The following is an 18,439-nucleotide window of genomic DNA, read 5'->3' as shown; positions in this document are numbered from 1 at the left end:
GTCATCGTTCACATCGCTTTGCCGCGCCCGTTCCTGCCGATGGGTGGTGGTGCGACGGAGCAAATACGAGGCATGCAGATCCGTCAAGGCGCGGCTCGCTCCTCTGACGTGACGGGCGGCGCTCCCATGCCGTTTTGCTGGCACGTATCGCGTCATTCAGCCTGGAAACATATTGAAAGTTTCAGGGCGAGGCTCCCAGAAAGCCATGAGGCCGAATTGAACCCTTCCCCGCCCTTGGCCGCGCTGCTTCCAAAGCTCCTGAACCAAAAAAAGCGGGCTCGGCTCGTCGGCCTTCGACGACGCGTGGCTTGCCCGGTAGTAAGTCAGGAACATGTCAACGCCCGTGGTGATGAGCTGTTTCGTGAAGTCGGCGTCGAGGCGCTCGCCGTAGGCGCTGTGCACGACGCGCGGACAGAGCACCAGCGCGTAGAACTGGGTGAGCGCCAGGTGCATGTCCGGGTGTCTGATCACCCGTACCTGTGCGCCGTCGCGTTCGATGGCGTGAGTGAAGAAGCCGGTCACCAGGCGGATACGGCCGCTTTCGACGTAGGCGTGCAGGCGGGCGCCGAGCGCGACCTGGACCGTGCGCAGGCACACCACACGGAGCTCCGGCGGTCTGGCCGGCAAGGACACCAAGGGCACCATGAACCGGTCCGGGTTTCTTGGAGGCCCCGATGAAACCCGGCCCGGTTCATCTGGCTCGCAAACACCGCGCTGGCTGATGGCTGCTCGATGATTGCTCCTATGCGCGAACAGCGGGCGGCGTAGCGCCGAGGCCATGCGGTCGCGCTTGCCCGTCACGTCGGCCACGGTCACGCCGTACGGCAGGTCGATGTCCGCCCGCCAGCCGGGGCCGTCCCGGGTGATCGGAGCGACGAACCGGATGGCGTCCTTCGGGTTCTTGGCGATGGCCTGGTTGATGCCGGCGATGCCGAGCACGGTCAGAGACCGAACGACGATGTCGCTGGTCAGCTTCTCCACCGTGGACGGTACGACCGCGCGGTTGATCAGCGGGCGGTCGGCGGGCTTGCCGAGGACGCCGAGCGTGGCGATGGCGACCGCGAGGGCCATCCACTGCACGGGGTCGGTCTGGCCGGCCACGATGACGCCTGCGATCAGCATGCGTGATGCCCTGGTGGAGACCATCGCGACGCGGCGGATCAACTGGTCGTCGCAACACCTCGATCGTCGAGAAGGATGTTGTGGCGCAGGGGAGAGCGCGCCCGGCGCTTCAGGCTGGTCGTCCGCCGCTTCGGGCATCTGGCCGGCCCCCGGACAACCGACGCGAGGAGCGGCAGCGTTCTGGCGGCTGATCACAGGTCGTTCAGGCATCGCTGGTGGTAGCCGTGCAGGTCACGGTGGGGGCGCCGGCGGATCCGGGGAACGATCGAGAGTCTCTAACACACGGGAGTGAGTGGAATGACCCACTGCCCCGACAGCCGCTGCCGCCATCCGCGAGTACCTCGTGCTCACCGGGCCCAGTAAGCCGAAGGCAGGCATCACCGTCCCACCGCAACCCCCTGCCATGTGACGGTTTCATCGCCGGCGCCGCAGGAAGACCAGGACAGTCCATTCGGCACCCAAGGCCACCGGCTGCACCCGTGGCTGCGCGACGCCGACAAGGCGTCGGCGGCTTCCGGCTGAGCGATGAACCACGTGGGACGGTGTTCGATGAGCTGATGTCGACCTCGGGACGTGATCGCAGGCAGACGTGCTCACCGAGTCGTGCACCTGCAGAGCCGCGGCCAGCGCCGTGTCCGTGTTGGCCAGGTTGCGGCCGGTGGCCGCCGCCGCTGCGCGCGCGGCATAGGTCTCGAACTTCTCCGCGCTGAATGGCGGCAAGCTCCTGCCGGCCAAGCTGCTGGCCGAGAAGCCGCACCCCAAGAGCGCCGGCCCCTTCGGCAGCTACGGCCTCGGGACATACGTGCAGGACCTGGGCCCGAACTGCGGCGCCGTCCTCCATCACAACGGCAGCACCGCGGGGGGCTACGTGTCGGATGCTGTACGGCACGCCCGACGGCAAGAAGATTCTGACCGCCTCGATCACCTACGGGGACGCCGATCCCGACCTGGACCATTCGTGGTTTGCCACGACTTCGTAGTGCGTCACGACCTGGCCGCCGTCCGCCCGCCAGGCCCTGCGAGCCCCCAGGACTGCCGCGGTGTCATGTCGGCGGCCGTGTCAGCGCGGTGACGGCCCGGTATCAGCGCAGCCGACGATGGTGGTGCCATGAGCAGTTCAGCGATTGCGACGCTCGCGTCCGCGGCAGCGAAGCCGAGGACCGAACTCTACGGCGGGTTGACGCAGCCCATTTCTCCCAGGGGCGGCGGCGGGCTCACCCACGAACAACGATCAGGTCGCCCGCGCCCATGGACACGATCGCGGATTACCCCCTCAGCTATTCGGTGTTGCTATGTACCAGTAGTCAGTGTTACTTTGTACTGGTAGTCAGCATCACCAAGTAGCTGAAGGGGGGGTGTTCCATGGGCAAGCTCGTGACCGAGATGCTCAAGGGAACGCTGGAGGGCATCGTCCTGGCGATCCTGGCCGGTCGGCCCGCCTACGGCTACGAGATCACGGCGTGGCTGCGCGATCAGGGCTTCTCCGACATCGCCGAAGGCACCATCTACGCACTGCTGGTCAGGATCGAGCAGCGCGGCCTGGTCGACGTGGAGAAGGTCCCGTCGGAGAAAGGGCCGCCGCGCAAGGTGTACTCCCTCAACGCGCAGGGACAGGCGTACCTCGAAGAGTTCTGGAGGACCTGGAGTTTCCTGGCCGAGAGGCTCGAACAGCTCCGCGAAGGAGGCAAGTAGACATGGCCACAGAGCCGAACGAGCCGAAGAGCCGCTACCTGCAGTACCTGGAGATTGTCACCGGGTCGCTGGAGGAGAAGAAGCGCTGGCGGCGGTACAAGGCGCGCATCAAGCAGCTTCCCGAGAACTATCGCACGGCGGTCGAAGCGCTGGAGCGGTACCTGATGCACTTCGGGCCGGCGGACGGCACCGGCGCGATGACGATGTACGAAGACCTGGCCGAGCTGTTCGAACAGAGCGCGGCCGACAGAACCCCGATCCGCGACCTCTTCGGCGAAGACCCCGTGGAGTTCGTCGAGGCGTTCATGGCCAACTACCCCCTCGGCCAGTACAGGACCCGCGAGCGCAACCGCTTCACCAGCGCCATCGCGCGCGCCGCCGGCGAAGACACCGGACGACAAGACAGGACGGACTGATGACGGCACAGCAAGCCCCGGCCATCCAGGTGCAGGGCCTGGAGAAGTCGTACAAGGAGCTGCGCGTGCTGCGCGGCGTGGACTTCGACGTGGCGCGGGGCAGCATCTTCGCCCTGCTCGGCTCGAACGGGGCGGGCAAGACCACGGCCGTGAAGATCCTTTCCACGCTGCTCAAGAGCGACGCCGGGACGGCCCGCGTCAATGGCTTCGACGTCGCCAGGCAGGCGGCGGACGTGCGCGAGTCGATCAGCCTCACCGGGCAGTTCGCGGCCGTCGATGAGATCCTCAGCGGGCGGGAGAACCTCGTGCTGGTCGCCCGCCTGCGGCATCTCAAGAATCCCGGAAAGATCGCCGATGATCTGCTCGATCGTTTCTCGCTGACCGACGCCGGCGCGCGGAAGGTGGCGACGTATTCGGGTGGCATGCGCCGCCGCCTCGACATCGCGATGAGTCTCATCGGCAACCCGCCAGTCGTCTTCCTGGACGAGCCGACGACCGGGCTCGACCCCCAGGCGCGCATCGAGGTGTGGCAGGCCGTCAAGGAGCTCGCCGCTCAGGGCACGACGGTGCTGCTCACCACGCAGTACCTGGACGAGGCCGAGCAACTCGCCGACCGGATCGCGATCCTGCACGAGGGCCGGATCATCGTCAACGGCACCCTGGCCGAGCTCAAGCAGCTGCTGCCGCCCGCCAAGGTCGAATACGTCGAGAAGCAGCCGACCCTCGAGGACGTCTTCCTCACCCTCGTCGGTGCCGACAGCAAGCACCGCAACGCCGTACCAACGCGTAAGGAACCACGATGAGCAAGCATTTCTTCGGCGACACCGCCGTCCTGCTGGGACGATCCCTGCGCCACATCACGCGCAGCCCGGACACCATCATCACGACCGCGATCATGCCGATCGCGATGATGCTGATGTTCGTGTACGTGTTCGGCGGCGCGATCAACACCGGGTCGGTGTCGTACGTGAACTATCAGCTGCCGGGCATCCTGCTCATCACGGTCGCCTCGGGCATCGCCTACACGGCGTACCGGCTGTTCATGGACATGAAGGGCGGCATTTTCGAGCGCTTCCAGTCCATGCCGACCGCGCGGTCGTCGGTGCTGTGGGCGCACGTGCTGACCTCTCTGGTCGCCAATCTGATCTCGCTCGTGGTCGTGGTGCTCGTCGCCCTGCTCATGGGCTTCCGCTCGGGGGCGGGAGTGCTGGCGTGGCTCTCGGTCGCCGGCGTGCTGATCCTGTTCACTCTGGCGTTGACGTGGATCGCCGTCATCCCCGGCTTGTCCGCGAAGACCATGGAAGGCGCGAGCGCGTTCTCCTACCCGCTCATCTTCCTGCCCTTTCTCAGCTCGGCGTTCGTCCCCACCGACACCATGCCCGGCCCGCTGCGCGTCTTCGCCGAGCATCAGCCGGTGACCTCCATCGTCAACGCCATCCGCGCCCTGTTCGCCCAGCAGCCGGTGGGCACCGACCTCTGGGTCGCCCTGGCCTGGTGTGTCGGCCTCCTCATCGTCGCGTACGTCTTCGCCATGGTCACCTACCGCCGCAAGATCTCCTAGGCCGTACCGGTCGTGCTGTGGACCGGAGCGACCGGCACCGCCATCGACACGAATCGGCCTGTCGCCAGAGCAGGTGGCTCGCTGCCATTCCTCACAACGTGGCCTTCGAGCGAGCTTCACACAGAGCGTCCCATCACGAGAGAAGGAAAGCTCATGACCGAATCCCCCCACACCGTCCCGACGATGCCGACCGCGCGTCAGTCCGGCTGCCCCTTCGACCCGCCCAAGGAGCTGATCGACGCCCGCGAGCAGAGCCCGATCAGCCGCTTCCCCTTCCCCGACGGGCACCAGGGCTGGCTGGTCACCGGCTACGACTTGATCCGGTCGATCCTGGCCGATCCGCGGTTCAGCTCGCGCAGGGAGCTGATGCGCCACCACCCGACCATCGACTACGGCGAGATCGAGGTCCCGCCGGCGCCGCCCGGTGAGTTCCTGCTGATGGACGAGCCGCAGCACGGCCGCTATCGCAAGCCACTGGTGGGCAAGTTCACCGTCCGGCGGATGCGGCTGCTCACCGAGCGCGTCGAGCAGATCACCGCCGAGCACCTGGACGCCATGGAGAAGGCCGGGCCGACGGCGGACCTGGTGACCGCGTTCGCCAAGCCCATCCCCGCCATCGTGATCTGTGAGCTGCTGGGCGTGCCATACGAGGACCGGGGCTTCTTCCAGGACAACATCGACAAGTTCCTCGGCGGAGAGGTCAGTGACGAAGAACTGTTCGCGGCCTACACCGCCACCCAGACCTACCTCGCGGAGCTGGTGGCCGCCAAGCGCGCCGACCCCACCGACGACGTGCTCAGCGACCTCCTCGACAGCGATCTGACCGATGAGGAGCTGAAGGGGATCGCCCTGATCCTGTTGTCGGCCGGGTTCGACACCACCGCGAACATGCTGGCGCTGGGCACCTTCGCGCTGCTGCAGAACCCGGAGCAGCTGGCCGCGCTGCGCGCCGACTCCGCGCTCACCGACGGAGCCGTGGAGGAGCTGCTCCGGTATCTGAGCGTCGCCAAGCAGTTCCAGCGGGTCGCGCTGGAGGACGTCGAACTGGGTGGCCACACCATCACGGCCGGCACCACTGTCATCTTGTCCCTCCACACCGCCAACCGCGACCCTGAACGCTTCCCCAACCCCCACGTCCTCGACCTCCAGCGGCGGGACGGCGGCCACCTGGCCTTCAGCCACGGCATCCACCAGTGCCTGGGCCAGCAGCTGGCCCGCGTCGAGATGCGCGTCGCCTTCCCCGCACTCCTCAACCGCTTCCCCACGCTGCGCCTGGCCGTGCCGGCCGAAGAGGTCGCCCTGCGCCCGGAGACCGCGGACATCTACGGGGTCAAGAGCCTCCCGGTCACCTGGGACGCGTAACCACGAACCCATGACAGGCGAGGACGCGTACGGGCCACCCGTCACCGCCGTGGCTGCTCGCCTGCGGCGCTGACCAGCACCTGTCCCACCGCGCACGCACCCGGGCCGGGATGTCCGCTGCGGAATCGCCGCGACCTGTCCGCGACCTCTGGATCACGGTCTGCAGGCAATCGACGACCGACCCCGAGCCAGAGCCCGGAACGCCCGCCCTCAACCCGCGGCACCCGACGGCCGGCGCCCGGCGGGGCGAGCCGCCGACGCTTCCGCGCGGGGCCGAGTCTTGGCCCTGTCTGCCCAAGGCCAGAGCCGCCCAAGGGCGAGATCACCTCGGGCGGCCCCGGCCTCAGCGATCGAGATGCCCCTGGGCGCCCCCCAGGGCGGCATTCCACCATCCGTCACTTCACTTGAACGTCAGAACAGATCCAATAGGAGCACACGATGCAGAAGTTCGGCACCCCGACCCCGATCACCACCATCCTGGACATCCCCGCCGGACGCGTGCACTTCATCGCCGCCGACCGGGCCGACACCACCGTCGAGGTCCTGCCCGCGAACACCTCAAAGAGCCGCGACGTCAAGGCCGCCGAGCAGACCACGGTCGACTACGCCGACGGCGTCCTGCGGATCAAGACCGCGACGAAGAACCAGTACCTCGGCCCCACCGGATCCATCGAGGTGACGATCAAACTGCCTGCCGGCTCCCGCATCGAGGCGAAGACGGCCAGCGCCGAACTCCGGACCGTCGGCCGCCTCGGCGACGTCGCCTTCGAAGGCGCGTACCGCCAGATCAAGCTTGACGAGACCGCGAGCCTCCGCCTCACCGCGAGCGATGGCGACGTCGAGGTCGGCCGCCTGGGCGGCCCCGCCGAGATCACCACCGCGCGGGGCGACATCCGGATCGCCGAGGCCACGGGCGGCAAGGTTGTGCTCTGCTCCCAGTCCGGCGACATCTCGATCAACGCCGCCGCCGGCGTCTCGGCCGCCCTGGACGCCGGCACCGCCCACGGCCGCATCACCAACGCCCTCAAGAACGACGGCACCGCCGAACTCGACATCCACGCCACCACCTCCAACGGCGACATCACCGCCCGCCACCTGTGACCCGCAGCCACTGAGGGTTCCGGACTCTTCCCGTGGGGCCGATCGGGGCGGACAGACCTTGCCTGATCTTGTCCGCACCGTGAGCGGGAGGAGAAGTCCCGATGGACGGTCGCCACTCAAGCTTCCTTGGCGCGGGTCAGCCCCGGGGTCGTGACGACCAAGTCCTGGCACGGGACTGTTGACATCGAATGTTGACGAAATTCCCGCGATCAAGCACTCACTCGATATCTCGTACGTGGACTCGTGGTGCCGGGGTCGTGCTTGCCCGAGGACGCTCGGGCGTACCGGGCAGCCAAGCCAGGGCGAGGAGGACGCCGAGGAGGCCGAGGCAGCCGCTGGTGGCCAGGACGAGGTCCAGGCCGTGGACGAAGGCAGAGCGGACCGTATCTTCCAAGGTTGCGGAGTCGGCAGATCGTGCGGCGGCCAGCCCCGCGAAGACGCTCTCACGTGCTTGCGACGGTACTGCGGCGCGGTAGGCGGACGTCAGGATCGAACCCAGGATCGCCGCACCGAAGCTGCCGCCTAAGGTGCGGAGGGCCTGATTCACCGCGGCGCCGATGCCGGCGTTGCCGGGCGACAGAGCGCCCAGCGCCGCATCCATGGCCGTGGGCAGGGCGCAGCCGAGCCCGAGGCCGTACATGGCCGTCCACGCGGCCGCCCACGCGGTGCCGCTGTCCGTACCGGTGGTGGCTCCCCAGAACAGGCCTCCGGTGAGCAGGATGAACCCCAGGCCGGCCGCGAGCTTGGGGCTGATCATTCTGCTCAGTCTGCCTGCCGCTGACATTCCGATGAGCATCCCGGCGATGAGCGGCAACAGCCGCAAGCTGCTGCCCATCGCGTCCGTGCCCAGGTTCGCCCGGAAATACTGCGGCAGCGCGAACAGGACGCCGAACATGGTGAAGTTGACGACCGTGGCCAGCGCGGTGCCGACGGTGAAGCGCGCGTTGGTGAACAGCGAAAGGTCCACCAGCGGCTCGTCGGCCCGTCGTTCCCAGACCACGAACAGCGCCAGGGCGGCCATCCCGGCGAGGATCGGTCCGAACACGGCGGCGTCCGTCCAGTCTCGCTCACCGATTTCGATGAGGCCGTAGGTCAACGCCGTCAGCGCCGCGCTCGACAGCACCACGCCGCCCGCGTCGATCCGCCTGCCGCGTTCCCGCTGCGATTCGGGCAGCCAGGCGGCGACCGCGAGGAGCGCCAGGACGACCACGGGGATGTTGATCAGGAAGACCGAACCCCACCAGAAGTGGTTCAGCAGCCAGCCGCCCAGGACGGGGCCGATGGGAAAGGCCAGCATCGACGCGCCCGCCAGCGTTCCGATCGCTTTCGGCCGCTCCTTGGTGGTGAACATCGTCGGGATCAGCGCCAGCATCGTGGGCATGATGAGCGCCGCTCCCAGGCCCAGCAGGGCACGCGCCGCGATGAAGATCCCGGTCGAGGGGGCGTAGGCGGCGGCCAGTGAGCTGATGCCGAAGACGGCCAGCGCGACCAGGAGCGTCCTCTTACGGCCGAAGCGGTCGCCCAGCACTCCCGCCGGGATCATGCCGGCGGCGAACACCAGTGTGTAGACGGTGACGAACCACTGGAGTTGGGCGTTGTCGGCGTGCAGGTCCTCGGCCATGCTCGGCAGTGCCAAATTCAGGATGGTCACGTCGAAGCCCACGGCCAGCGACGTGAGCACGAGCGCGGTGAGCGCCCACCATCTGCGTGAGTCGGGTTGGTGCGGCATCGCGGGGCCTACTTCGCGGCGTTCATGGCGAGCTTGTCGAATTCGCGGTCCGGCAGCGTCCTGTTGAGCTCCAGGAGCTTGGCGGCCATCCAGCCGACCGCGTAGCGCGTCTCGGGCTTGCCGGCCTCGATGGCCTGCCGGATGGTGGTGGCGACGACACCGGGGTCGCTGCCCTGGGTGTTGTCGCCGAGTTGTGTCTCGGCGCGGTTGGCCATGGCTTCGGCCATCTCCCCGTACGCGCTCGTCCCGGAGACCTCGCGGAGGTCTTGTGCCGTGCGGTCTTCGAACTCGGTCTTGATGATGCCGGGCTGGATGATCACGACGTTGATGCCGAACGGCTCGACCTCCATGCGCAGGGTGTCGGAGTATGCCTCCAGAGCGTGCTTGCTCGCGTAGTACCAGCAGCCGAGCGGGAGCGCGATCTCACCTCCGATGGAGGAGACGTTGACGATCGTGCCGGATCGCCGCTCACGCATGTACGGCAGGGCGAGCTGGGTCAAACGGGCCGGTGCGAAGACATTGACCTCGAACTGGTCGCGCGCCAGGTCGATAGGGATGTCCTCGGCCGCGCCGTGCAGGACGGTGCCGGCATTGTTGATCAGGACGTCGATGCGGCCCTGCTCCTCGACGGCGGTGCCGATGACGCGTTCCAGGTCCTCCGGCCGCCGTGCGTCCAGCGCCAGGGCGTGTCCACCGGCGTCGCGGATGTCATCCATCTTGGGTACGCGTCGCGCGGCGCCGTAAACGATGTGGCCGGCGCGGATGAGTTCAAGTGCGGTGGCCTTGCCGATGCCGGCGGAGGCGCCCGTGACGATAACGACCTTTTCCATGATGAACCTCCTCTTCGGTCTGGGGAAACGCTAGGGTTGGGTTCCGAGATGAGACAACTCGCAAAGCTCATATGTGCAGGTGGGAGTGCCTATATTGGTGCAGTGAGTTTGTAGCTGAGTGCAACAGTGTTGCCAGAGCACCGCGTCCGCCTGGGCCGGCGCATACTCAACCCGGGGAGAGGATCACATGGCAGGGGGCCGGTTGACCGCCGAGGATCGTCGTCGCATCGCCGAAGGGCTGGCCGCCGGCTTGACCTATGCGGAGATCGCCCGTCGGCTGGGACGGTCCAGGTCTACCATCACCCGCGAGATCGCCAGGAACGGTGGCCCGCACGGCTACCGGGCGGCCCGCGCGCAGCATGCGACGAGTTGGCGCGCCCGCCGCCGCAAGCGCGCTCCCCACGCCGACGTTTCGCACCCCATCGACAACCGTGACGTCCGCACGGCCCGGGAGTTCGAGGAACAGTTCGTCTCAATGATGATCGAGACCGGGATGGCGCCCATGACAGCCAGGGTGTTCGCCGCACTGTTCATCAGCGAGGCCGGCAGCCTGACCTCCGCGGAGCTCGTCCAGCATCTCCATGTCAGTCCGGCGACGATCTCCCATGCCATCAAATGGCTTACGCAGAGGGAGATGGTCACCCGGCAGCGCGAGGCGCGCCGAATGCGGTACTTCGTCGACGTCGACGTCTGGTACCACACCTGGGCGACCAGTGCCAGGGCGATGACGATCTGGGCCGACACCACCCGGCACGGCGCTGGCATCTTCGGCACCGACACACCCACCGGCGACCGGCTCCATACCACCAGCCAGTTCTTCGAACTGCTCGGCCACGACATGGGCCAGGCGGCCGAGCATTGGCGGCAGGCCCTGTCCATGCGACGCCAGCGGTGAACTCCGGCACGTTGGGGATCGCATCACTGCCGAGGGTCATGCCGCCGCGTGGCCATCAAGGCCGAGGGCGATGACCAGGTCGCGCGGGCACTCTTCGAAGACGGGCTCCAGACCGGTGTAGGCGAAGTCCCATTCGTGCAGGACTTCCATGCACAGCAGCCCGTACAGCCTGATCCAGCGTTCGCCAGCTGCACAACTCCGATGAGCCGGACTGCGAGAAGACATCCTGTAGATCGCCGTCACGTCGTGTCTTGGCGGCCCGATGCGCGGCGACGCGACACGCGGTGGCGCAGAAATCGCGCCGGGCGGCCGGTGGCCGCCTGCCGTAGTCGCTGTCGCCGCGGTCCGTGGCGGCCAAAGCGCATGAACTCGGTGAGACCGGGCGTCTCTGGCTGGATGGTGTCGGGGAATGGGCGCGACCGACGTCAGATCGGCGCGCCGTCCGGCGGGAACCATGCCCGCAGGTTCTGCGGGTCGATCGGCACCGAGATGTGCTCGTGCGTAATCAACCACTCATCTCCCACACGCCGGAAACAAAGGGACGACCTGACCCAGATTGAGGTCTGCATGCCGTTCTTACGCTTCCCGCTATCCAAATGGAGCATGTGCGCGAACGCGACATTCTCTCCCGCCGCCACGATAAGCTCGCGCGTTTCCAGCTCGATGGGCCCGTCGTACTCATCGAACCAGCGGACGAAGTTGCTGCGAATCTCATCGAGCCCGGCGAACTGCATCGGTGGAACGACGTCGTAATACACGATGTCAGGAGCGTAGAGCTCCACCAATCGATCGACGTCCTTCGTCTGACAGGCTTCGACGCGGATCTCCAGCAGTGCCCTGATCTCGGACTCGCTCGACATCATCGCCTCCCGGCCCTGAGCGCGCCAGCGGTCTCTGTGACGCGGCGAGCCTGGTAGCCAGCCGCCTCCAGGGCCACCTCGGTGGGCGGGCCGTCGCCCGCCACGTGGGAGGCGCCGTAGGGGTTTCCGGACTGGAACTGGATGGGGTCGGTGTAGCCCGGCGGCACGATGATGCCGCCCCAATGGTAGAAGGTGTTGCCCAGTGCCAGGATGGTGGATTCCTGCCCGCCGTGCGCGGTGTTGGAGGCAGTGAACGCCGAGTACACCTTGCCCGCCAGTATGCCCTGCGCCCACAGCGGGCCGGTGGTGTCGATGAACGCCCTGAGCTGGCTGGCTGGGTTGCCGAACCGGGTGGGGGTGCCGAACAGCACCGCGTCGGCCCATTCCAGGTCGTCGTGACTGGCCTGGGCGATGTCGGCGGTGTCGCGCAGGTGCTGGGCCCAGGTCGGCTGGGAGTTGATCGCCTCGGGCGGGGCCGTTTCCGCGACCCTGCGCAGCCGTACCTCCGCGCCCGCCTTCGAGGCACCCTCGGCGGCGGCCTGGGCCAGCGCGTGCAGGGTGCCGGTCGCACTGTAGTAGATGATCGCTATCTTCACAGGTTCCATGGCGAGAACGCTAGGCACCTGCTCCAGCGGCCCGAATCCGTGGCGCCACGGTAGTCACCACTGGGGTGGGTCACACGAGGGCGGCCAGCTCCTGCCGGGACCCGACGCCGAGCTTCGGATAGGCCTTGTAGAGGTGGTACTCGACGGTCCGATGGCTGAGGAACAGCTGTGCCGCGATGTCGCGGTTGCTCACCCCCGCCGCGGCCAGCCGGACGATCTGGAGTTCCTGAGGGGTGAGCACCGCGAGCGCGTCGGTCGGCCGGTCGGCGGGCGCGCTCCCCCCGGTGGCGCGCAGCTCGGCACGGGCACGCTCGGCCCACGGCGCTGCGCCGAGCCGCTCGAAGATCTGCAGAGCCGACCTCAGCGGCGAACGGGCCTCGGCCCTGTGCCGCGCGCGGCGCAGCCACTCGCCGTGCAGGAGTTCGGTACGCGCGCGTTCGAACGGCCGGCCCCCTTGCCGGTGCAGCCGTACGGCACGCGCGTAGTGCTCGCCCGCCTCCTCGGCAGGGCTCAGCAGGCCACGGCAGCGAAGCGCGACCGCGTGGGCCCATGGCCGGTCGGCCGCCTCAGCCCACGCCGTGAATCGGGCGTACGCCCCCGCCGCGCGGTCCGGTGCCTCGGCACGGACGGCCGCCTCGACCAGGTCGGGGGCGTCGAACACGGGGGTGGCTCCGTCAAGGTCGCGCAGCGCCTGCTCGTGCCGGCCCATGGTGAGGTTGAGCAGGCCCCGATGCGCCGGGACGTGGCAGCGTTCCGGGTCGCCCTCGATGGCCGCGATCCGGGCGGTGATGGCGTTGAGCTGCCCGATCCGGTGGCTCTGGCCGGTGTCCGTGGCGAGCTCGATCGCCTCGGCCACGGTGGCGCTCGCGTCGCGGTGCCGGCCCGCCATCAGTTGCGCGTGCGCGAGCGCGTGCAGTGTGACGGGTAGCGCGCCGGCCAGACCCTGGTTCCTGCAGCGGATCACGTCGGCGGTCGCCAGCTCGCCCACGGCCTCGTCATCGCCCAGGAACAGCGCGGCGCTGGTGACGAAGATGCGGGCGAGGGCGCTTTCCTGCGGCTGCGCGCGCTCGGCGGCCACCAGCGCCGCCAACGCGGGCAGTCCGCCGGCGTAGTCCTCGTCGACCAGGCGCGCCAGGGCGCCGATGGCCTGCGCCGTACGGCCGGGGAAGGAGCCTGCGAGCCGTGCGACACGCCGTACGGCATCATCCTCGCCCAGCGGCCAGGCGTTGGTCGCCGCCATGGTCAGCATGGTTAAGGCGAGGCCGGGATCTTCTCCCACGATGGGCTCGGCCCGGTCGGCAAGCAACTGGGCGGCGCCCTGCGGCGTGCCCCGTTCGAACGCGACGCTCGCGCGTACCATCGCCAGCCCCGCGTTCAGCTCAGGGTTACCGCCGAGCTCGGTGGCGCGTTCTGCCAGCGCGGCGGCCTGCTCGGTACGCCCGCTGGCCACCGCGGCCCGGGCGGCCAGGGTCATCCGCCGCGACCGCTCGGCCGACCCCGGGCTGAGCAGCGCGGCCTGCTCGAAGATCGACGCGGACGTGGCCATACCGCCCCGGTCCGCCGCGGCCCTGGCGGCCTCCTCCAGCCGGGCGGCGATGGCCTCGTCCGGTGCCGTCGCGGCCGCGGCCTGATGCCAGACCCGCCGTTCCGCGTCCACGGCCCCGGCGAGCGCCTGGTGTACGGCCAGGCGCAGGCTCAGCGGGGCGCGCTGGTAGGCGGCGGACCGGATCAGCGGATGACGGAACCCGATCGAGACCCCGGAGATCCGCAGCAGCCCCGCCCTCTCTGCGACGTCCAGGTCCTCGAGGCCGGCGCCGAGGGCTCGCGCCGCCTGCAGGACGGTCCCGAGGTCGCCGCTCGCCTCGGCGGCGGTGACCAGCACGGCCAGCCTGGCCTGCTCCGGCAACTCATCGATCTGGGCGCCGAAGGAGGCCAGAACGCGGTCGGTGGCCGGTAGCGCGCCCGGCATCACGTCGCGCCCGGCGCGCTGCTCCGCGCTGAGCCCGGCGGGCAGTTCGATCAGGGCGAGCGGGTTCCCGCCAGACTCCCGGACGACCCGATCCCGTACGGACGCGGCCATCCCGGGGAAGCGTTCGGCGAGCACCTCGGCCGCCGCCGCCCGGTCGAGCCCACCCAGCCGCAGCTCGGGCAGGCCGGGAGCGTCGAACCCGTCCCTGGTCGCGAATACCATCGCGACGCCGTCGGCCGCCAGGCGGCGCGCCACGAACAGCAGCGCGTCGGCGGAGGCGGCGTCGAGCCAGTGCGCGTCGTCGATCAGGCAGAGGATCGGCCTCCGCGCGGCCAGCTCCGACAGCAGGCTCAAGACGGCGAGGCCGACGAGGAACCGGCTTTCGTTGGTGGCCTCGCCCAGGCCGAGCGCAGACCGCAGCGCCGAGTCCTGCACGCCGGGCAGGGCGTCGAGGTGGTCAAGCACGGGACGCAGCAGCATGTGCAGGCCGGCGAACGGCAGCGTCGCCTCGGCCTCCACTCCGGTCGCGCGGAGGACCTGGAGCTCGCAGACCTGCCGTTCGAGCTGATCGAGCACGGCCGACTTGCCGATGCCCGCCTCACCGCGAAGGACCAAGATGCCGCTCTGACCGGATCGCGCCCGCTCGACCAGCCGCTCTAACTCCGCCAGCTCCGTATCTCGCCCCCGCAACATGCCCAGAATCTACCGTTACGCCGTGAAATGCCTGGCCCCCACCCTGGCATGGACCGGGAGTTATGAAGATCATCTAGGTACCGGCGCCCGCCAGGCGCCCATCTGCGGGGCCCGCGCACAGCCGTACCAGCTCGGCGGGCCCATCGCGGAGCACCTTCCAGAAGGTCATGAGGTCCCGGTCCAAGTCGTTGACCGTTTCGGGGGCCGAGCCGCGATCCGCGCCTTGTAGGCCCTGGTGAACGTCCGCCGTTTCGGGCGGGTCGGCTGCTCATCGGTCACCCGACCATCCTGCCCCGTCATGGCGGCCTGGTCGGCGAGGGTCATCGTCACTGTCTTGATCGTCCTGTCTCGCCCTGCTTCTGTCACCCGGCGGGGGACGGCGTCCTGCTCCCGAAGCCGTCTCAAACCCCATAGCAGCTGTGAGCTAGATCACGGTTGAGGTTGACCTTGGGTCAGGGTGGAAGCTCGGCGCAGCGGGTCGACACCGACCCGGACATAACAGATTCAAAGGATCAAACAACCGTGACGATCACCCTTTCCGACCAGGACAAGAACACCCTGCGGATTGCCGCGTACGGCGCCGTGACGCTGATGACCGCCGCCGGTGCCGCCGGCAAGCCCCGCGAGATCGCCACCCACGGCAGCATCGCGCTGGGCTCGGCTACCGGCCTGATCGGGCACGTGCTCGCCGACTACCCCAAGGCCAAGGACCTGACCGGCAAGTCCGTGGCCGAGATCGCCGGCCGCGTGCTGCCGGCCCTGACCGCGGCCATGAACCTGCTGAAGCAGCAGGATCCGGCCGAGGCCGGCAACTTCCGCAGCGCCGTTCTCATCGCTGTCGAAACCGCCCAGATGCAGCAGGGCCGGCCGAGCCCCGCCGCGGCCGCAATGGCCCGAAAGATCACCGAAGCCCTCGACGCCGCCGGGGCAGCCGCCGCGGACAGCGGGGCCGTTCCGGCGGCTGCTGCCGGGCAGGATCGCCCGGAGCTGCGGAAGGCGATCGAGGAGATCGTCGAGTCCGGTTTCGTCGGGGTGTCGCTGCGCGTGCACGATGAGCGGGGCGAGTGGGCCGGCAGCGCCGGGGTGGCCGAGCTGGGCGGGACCGCGAAGCCACCGGTCAACGGGCATGCCCGGGTCGGCAGCAACACCAAGACCTTCACCGCGACCCTGGTGCTGCAGCTGGTGGCCGAGGGCAAGATCGAGCTGGACACCCCGGCGGCGGACTACCTGCCCGAGTTCGGGCTGGACGAGCGGATCACGGTGCGGATGTTGTTGCAGCACACCAGCGGGCTGTTCAACTTCATCGGCGAGGTCTACGAGGACGGATCGATCGTGCACGGGATCCCCGTGCCCTTCGGCACCACGGGTAAGGAGTGGGTGGACAACCGGTTCCACACCTACCGGCCCGAGGAGCTGGTACGTCTGGCGCTGTCCAAGCCGCCGCGGTTCGAGCCGGGGACGGGCTGGAGCTATTCCAACACCAACTACGTGCTGGCCAGGCTGCTGATCGAGAAGGTCACCGGCCACTCGCTGGCCGAGGAGATGCAGCGGCGGATCCTGGGGCCGCTCGGGCTGTCGGGCACCGTGGTGCCCGACGCCTCGCCGGAGATCCCCGAGCCGCACGCCCACATCTACTACCGCTACGAGGAAGACGGCCGGCAGAAGACGATCGACATCACCCGCTACAACCCCTCCTGGGTCTCCACCGGCGGTGACATGATCTCGACCAGCCAGGACCTGCACACGTTCATCTCCGCGCTGGTAGGCGGCAAGCTCCTGCCGGCCGCACTGCTGGCCGAGATGTGCACCACGCGCGCCACGGGCGTCCCGAACATGGACTACGGGCTGGGGGTGTACGTACAGAAAACGGACTGCGGCGGCACCGTCATCACCCACAACGGCGGCAATGTCGGCTCCTTCACGCTGATGTACAGCACGCCCGACGGCGGCAAGACCCTGACCGCCGTACTGAACTGGGTGGACGACGCCGACCTGTCCATCGCGCCAGCGCTCCAGAACGCCCGGCAAAGGCTCGTCAACGAGGTGTTCTGCGGCGAGCAGGCCGATCCGGCTCAGCCGGCGGACTGAACACCTGTGACCCGTACGCCTTGAGCGGCGCCCCCTTCCGGTCGTGCATCAGGTAGAACGACAACTGGGGCCACATGCTCGGCTGTGATCTGCCTAGTCGCCGAGCTCGAGCACAAGACAGGATTCTGCAGATGAACGGAGTCACGATCGGGCAGGCGGCGGCATTCGTCGGCGTCACAGTGAAGGCGGTGCGCCACTACCACAAGCTCGGCCTGGTGAAGGAGCCCGAACGCGACAGCTCCGGCTACCGCAGGTACGGATCGGCCGAGCTGTTGCGGCTGGTGCAGGCCCGGACGCTGGCCGCCGCCGGGGTGCCGCTGGCCGAGATCGGGCCCCTGCTCGACGCCGACGCCGCGGGGTTCGCCGCCGCGCTCGCCGACGTCGAACGGCAGCTCACCGAACGGATCGAGGAGCTGATCGCGCGCCGTGACATGCTGCACCGGCTCGCCGACGGAGACCGGGCGCTGCTGCCCGACCGCGCCGTGGCGCTGCTGGAGCGGCTGTCCGGCCTCGGCCTCCCCGCGGACGAGGTGGCGGCCACCAGGGAGGGCTGGGTGCTGGCCAGGGCCCTGGTCCCCGAGGGCTTCGACGACTTCCTCACCCATGTCGAGCAAGCCCTCGACGACCCCGGCTTCGTCGCGTTGATCAAGCGCGCCCCCGAAGCCAGGGCATGGGAGCCGGACGACCCGCGCCTGGCCGAACTCGCCACTGCCATGGCCGACCACTTCCTCGCCAACCCCGCACACCTGAAGATCGTGACCGGCATGCAGGCCCGCACCGACGCCGCGGCCCGGTACCACCTGATCGCTCACCACGGCGAAGAGCAGGGATCGGCCACGGCCCGGGGGGTCGCGCTCGTCGAGGCCAAGCTCCGCGCCGCGGGCATCCATATCCCCAGACCAGACACCCACTGACCGGCCGGGATCTGCCGGTGGACGAGCCGCTGGAGCGGCTCGTCCCACGCTGGGTGTTTCGCTTCAGCCATCCACGCGTCCTTAGAAGGGGACAGCGAGACCTATGCCGCGCGCGCGGCGCCGGTTCGGCGACCCTGGCCGCCGCGCTCGACGCGGAACAGGCCTGAAGGGCAGGTCCTCGCGACGCAGCCCGGCCGCCGCGCCCGCCGCACGCCCACCCGGGCCAGCTGCAGCATGATGAACCGGTCCCTGGGCGAAACCACAGAACCGCCGAGACCGTCGGCATCCGCGCTCGCACCGGGATGGGATCGGCGACATCGTGCTCCGCATTCATGCGGACCAGCCTGCCCGTGAGGGACCGCCGGATCGACCGACGAAGCGCAAACCGGTCTCCGTTGTTTTGCGACAGACGTCGCATGGCCGTCACCTCAGCCTGATCAGTCTGGCGACCTTGAGCCCGAGGTGCAGGGCGAGGCGGTCGTCCCCGCTGGACAGGTCGACCGAGGCGATCTCCTCGATCCTGCGCAACCGGTAGTACAGGCTCGCGCGGTGGATGCACAGGCTCGCGGCGGTGCGCTTGACGTCGCCTGCGTTGCCCAGGA

General features: G+C 68.8%; 16 protein-coding genes. 9 read left to right on the top strand and 7 right to left on the bottom strand.

What is annotated here, in order from left to right; all coding sequences use genetic code 11:
- Positions 1 to 156 precede the first annotated feature (156 nt).
- Positions 157 to 1,122 (bottom strand): hypothetical protein, encoded by a 966-nt coding sequence (locus tag ABGB18_RS47715; RefSeq protein WP_347702362.1) that lies wholly within the window; start codon positions 1,120 to 1,122, stop codon positions 157 to 159.
- Between the two features lie 1,362 nt (positions 1,123 to 2,484).
- Here ABGB18_RS47715 and ABGB18_RS47710 point away from each other — a divergent pair.
- The 6 genes from ABGB18_RS47710 (at position 2,485) to ABGB18_RS47685 (ending at position 7,254) form a co-directional block, all read left to right on the top strand.
- Positions 2,485 to 2,814, top strand: a complete 330-nt coding sequence (locus ABGB18_RS47710) for a PadR family transcriptional regulator (protein WP_347702361.1) — start codon at positions 2,485 to 2,487, stop codon at positions 2,812 to 2,814.
- A gap of 2 nt (positions 2,815 to 2,816) precedes the next feature.
- Positions 2,817 to 3,230 carry a DUF1048 domain-containing protein gene (locus tag ABGB18_RS47705; RefSeq protein ID WP_347702360.1) on the top strand — a complete coding sequence of 138 codons (414 nt, stop codon included), beginning with the start codon at positions 2,817 to 2,819 and terminating at the stop codon, positions 3,228 to 3,230.
- Positions 3,230 to 4,033, top strand: coding sequence for an ATP-binding cassette domain-containing protein (locus ABGB18_RS47700; protein ID WP_347702359.1), 804 nt, complete (start codon positions 3,230 to 3,232; stop codon positions 4,031 to 4,033). Before ABGB18_RS47705 ends, ABGB18_RS47700 begins: the two co-directional genes overlap by 1 nt.
- Positions 4,030 to 4,791 (top strand): ABC transporter permease, encoded by a 762-nt coding sequence (locus ABGB18_RS47695; RefSeq protein WP_347702358.1) that lies wholly within the window; start codon positions 4,030 to 4,032, stop codon positions 4,789 to 4,791. The genes ABGB18_RS47700 and ABGB18_RS47695 overlap by 4 nt, the downstream gene beginning before the upstream one ends.
- A gap of 153 nt (positions 4,792 to 4,944) precedes the next feature.
- Positions 4,945 to 6,153, top strand: coding sequence for a cytochrome P450 (locus ABGB18_RS47690; RefSeq protein ID WP_347702357.1), 1,209 nt, complete (start codon positions 4,945 to 4,947; stop codon positions 6,151 to 6,153).
- A gap of 438 nt (positions 6,154 to 6,591) precedes the next feature.
- Positions 6,592 to 7,254, top strand: a complete 663-nt coding sequence (locus tag ABGB18_RS47685; RefSeq protein WP_347702356.1) for a DUF4097 family beta strand repeat-containing protein — start codon at positions 6,592 to 6,594, stop codon at positions 7,252 to 7,254.
- Positions 7,255 to 7,471: 217 nt separating this feature from the next.
- Here the strand turns inward: ABGB18_RS47685 and ABGB18_RS47680 are convergent, their stop codons facing one another.
- Complete coding sequence (locus tag ABGB18_RS47680; RefSeq protein ID WP_347702355.1) at positions 7,472 to 8,983, bottom strand: MFS transporter; 1,512 nt, start codon at positions 8,981 to 8,983, stop codon at positions 7,472 to 7,474.
- 8 nt (positions 8,984 to 8,991) lie between these two features.
- Positions 8,992 to 9,813 carry an oxidoreductase gene (locus ABGB18_RS47675; RefSeq protein WP_347702354.1) on the bottom strand — a complete coding sequence of 274 codons (822 nt, stop codon included), beginning with the start codon at positions 9,811 to 9,813 and terminating at the stop codon, positions 8,992 to 8,994.
- A 202-nt stretch (positions 9,814 to 10,015) separates the two neighbouring features.
- Between ABGB18_RS47675 and ABGB18_RS47670 the strand changes: the two genes are divergently transcribed.
- On the top strand, positions 10,016 to 10,708 hold the full coding sequence (locus ABGB18_RS47670; protein WP_347702353.1) for a helix-turn-helix domain-containing protein: 693 nt from the start codon (positions 10,016 to 10,018) through the stop codon (positions 10,706 to 10,708).
- 425 nt (positions 10,709 to 11,133) lie between these two features.
- Here the strand turns inward: ABGB18_RS47670 and ABGB18_RS47665 are convergent, their stop codons facing one another.
- The 3 genes from ABGB18_RS47665 to ABGB18_RS47655 form a co-directional block, all read right to left on the bottom strand.
- Positions 11,134 to 11,571 carry a nuclear transport factor 2 family protein gene (locus tag ABGB18_RS47665; RefSeq protein ID WP_347702352.1) on the bottom strand — a complete coding sequence of 146 codons (438 nt, stop codon included), beginning with the start codon at positions 11,569 to 11,571 and terminating at the stop codon, positions 11,134 to 11,136.
- A complete protein-coding gene (gene wrbA, locus ABGB18_RS47660) occupies positions 11,568 to 12,173 on the bottom strand; it encodes an NAD(P)H:quinone oxidoreductase (protein WP_347702351.1) in 606 nt (201 codons plus the stop codon). Before wrbA ends, ABGB18_RS47665 begins: the two co-directional genes overlap by 4 nt.
- 70 nt (positions 12,174 to 12,243) lie before the next feature.
- A complete protein-coding gene (locus ABGB18_RS47655; RefSeq protein WP_347702350.1) occupies positions 12,244 to 14,835 on the bottom strand; it encodes an AAA family ATPase in 2,592 nt (863 codons plus the stop codon).
- 522 nt (positions 14,836 to 15,357) lie between these two features.
- Here ABGB18_RS47655 and ABGB18_RS47650 point away from each other — a divergent pair.
- Together ABGB18_RS47650 and ABGB18_RS47645 are read left to right on the top strand one after the other, a co-directional pair.
- A complete protein-coding gene (locus ABGB18_RS47650) occupies positions 15,358 to 16,923 on the top strand; it encodes a serine hydrolase domain-containing protein (RefSeq protein ID WP_347702349.1) in 1,566 nt (521 codons plus the stop codon).
- Positions 16,924 to 17,054: 131 nt separating this feature from the next.
- Positions 17,055 to 17,837, top strand: a complete 783-nt coding sequence (locus ABGB18_RS47645; protein ID WP_347702348.1) for a MerR family transcriptional regulator — start codon at positions 17,055 to 17,057, stop codon at positions 17,835 to 17,837.
- A 423-nt stretch (positions 17,838 to 18,260) separates the two neighbouring features.
- Here the strand turns inward: ABGB18_RS47645 and ABGB18_RS47640 are convergent, their stop codons facing one another.
- A complete protein-coding gene (locus ABGB18_RS47640) occupies positions 18,261 to 18,437 on the bottom strand; it encodes a helix-turn-helix domain-containing protein (protein WP_347702376.1) in 177 nt (58 codons plus the stop codon).
- Between the last annotated feature and the right edge of the window lie 2 nt (positions 18,438 to 18,439).

The organism is Nonomuraea sp. B12E4 (genome assembly GCF_039871825.1).
GTDB lineage: Bacteria > Actinomycetota > Actinomycetes > Streptosporangiales > Streptosporangiaceae > Nonomuraea.
This window is presented reverse-complemented; position numbering and strand designations above follow the sequence as displayed.

What these genes read in the sequence shown, in the direction of transcription:
- ABGB18_RS47715 (WP_347702362.1), bottom strand. Translation starts at nt 1,122, where the DNA reads ATGCTGATCGCAGGCGTCATCGTGGCCGGCCAGACCGACCCCGTGCAG.
- ABGB18_RS47710 (WP_347702361.1), top strand. Translation starts at nt 2,485, where the DNA reads ATGGGCAAGCTCGTGACCGAGATGCTCAAGGGAACGCTGGAGGGCATC.
- ABGB18_RS47705 (WP_347702360.1), top strand. Translation starts at nt 2,817, where the DNA reads ATGGCCACAGAGCCGAACGAGCCGAAGAGCCGCTACCTGCAGTACCTG.
- ABGB18_RS47700 (WP_347702359.1), top strand. Translation starts at nt 3,230, where the DNA reads ATGACGGCACAGCAAGCCCCGGCCATCCAGGTGCAGGGCCTGGAGAAG.
- ABGB18_RS47695 (WP_347702358.1), top strand. Translation starts at nt 4,030, where the DNA reads ATGAGCAAGCATTTCTTCGGCGACACCGCCGTCCTGCTGGGACGATCC.
- ABGB18_RS47690 (WP_347702357.1), top strand. Translation starts at nt 4,945, where the DNA reads ATGACCGAATCCCCCCACACCGTCCCGACGATGCCGACCGCGCGTCAG.
- ABGB18_RS47685 (WP_347702356.1), top strand. Translation starts at nt 6,592, where the DNA reads ATGCAGAAGTTCGGCACCCCGACCCCGATCACCACCATCCTGGACATC.
- ABGB18_RS47680 (WP_347702355.1), bottom strand. Translation starts at nt 8,983, where the DNA reads ATGCCGCACCAACCCGACTCACGCAGATGGTGGGCGCTCACCGCGCTC.
- ABGB18_RS47675 (WP_347702354.1), bottom strand. Translation starts at nt 9,813, where the DNA reads ATGGAAAAGGTCGTTATCGTCACGGGCGCCTCCGCCGGCATCGGCAAG.
- ABGB18_RS47665 (WP_347702352.1), bottom strand. Translation starts at nt 11,571, where the DNA reads ATGATGTCGAGCGAGTCCGAGATCAGGGCACTGCTGGAGATCCGCGTC.
- wrbA (WP_347702351.1), bottom strand. Translation starts at nt 12,173, where the DNA reads ATGGAACCTGTGAAGATAGCGATCATCTACTACAGTGCGACCGGCACC.
- ABGB18_RS47655 (WP_347702350.1), bottom strand. Translation starts at nt 14,835, where the DNA reads ATGTTGCGGGGGCGAGATACGGAGCTGGCGGAGTTAGAGCGGCTGGTC.
- ABGB18_RS47645 (WP_347702348.1), top strand. Translation starts at nt 17,055, where the DNA reads ATGAACGGAGTCACGATCGGGCAGGCGGCGGCATTCGTCGGCGTCACA.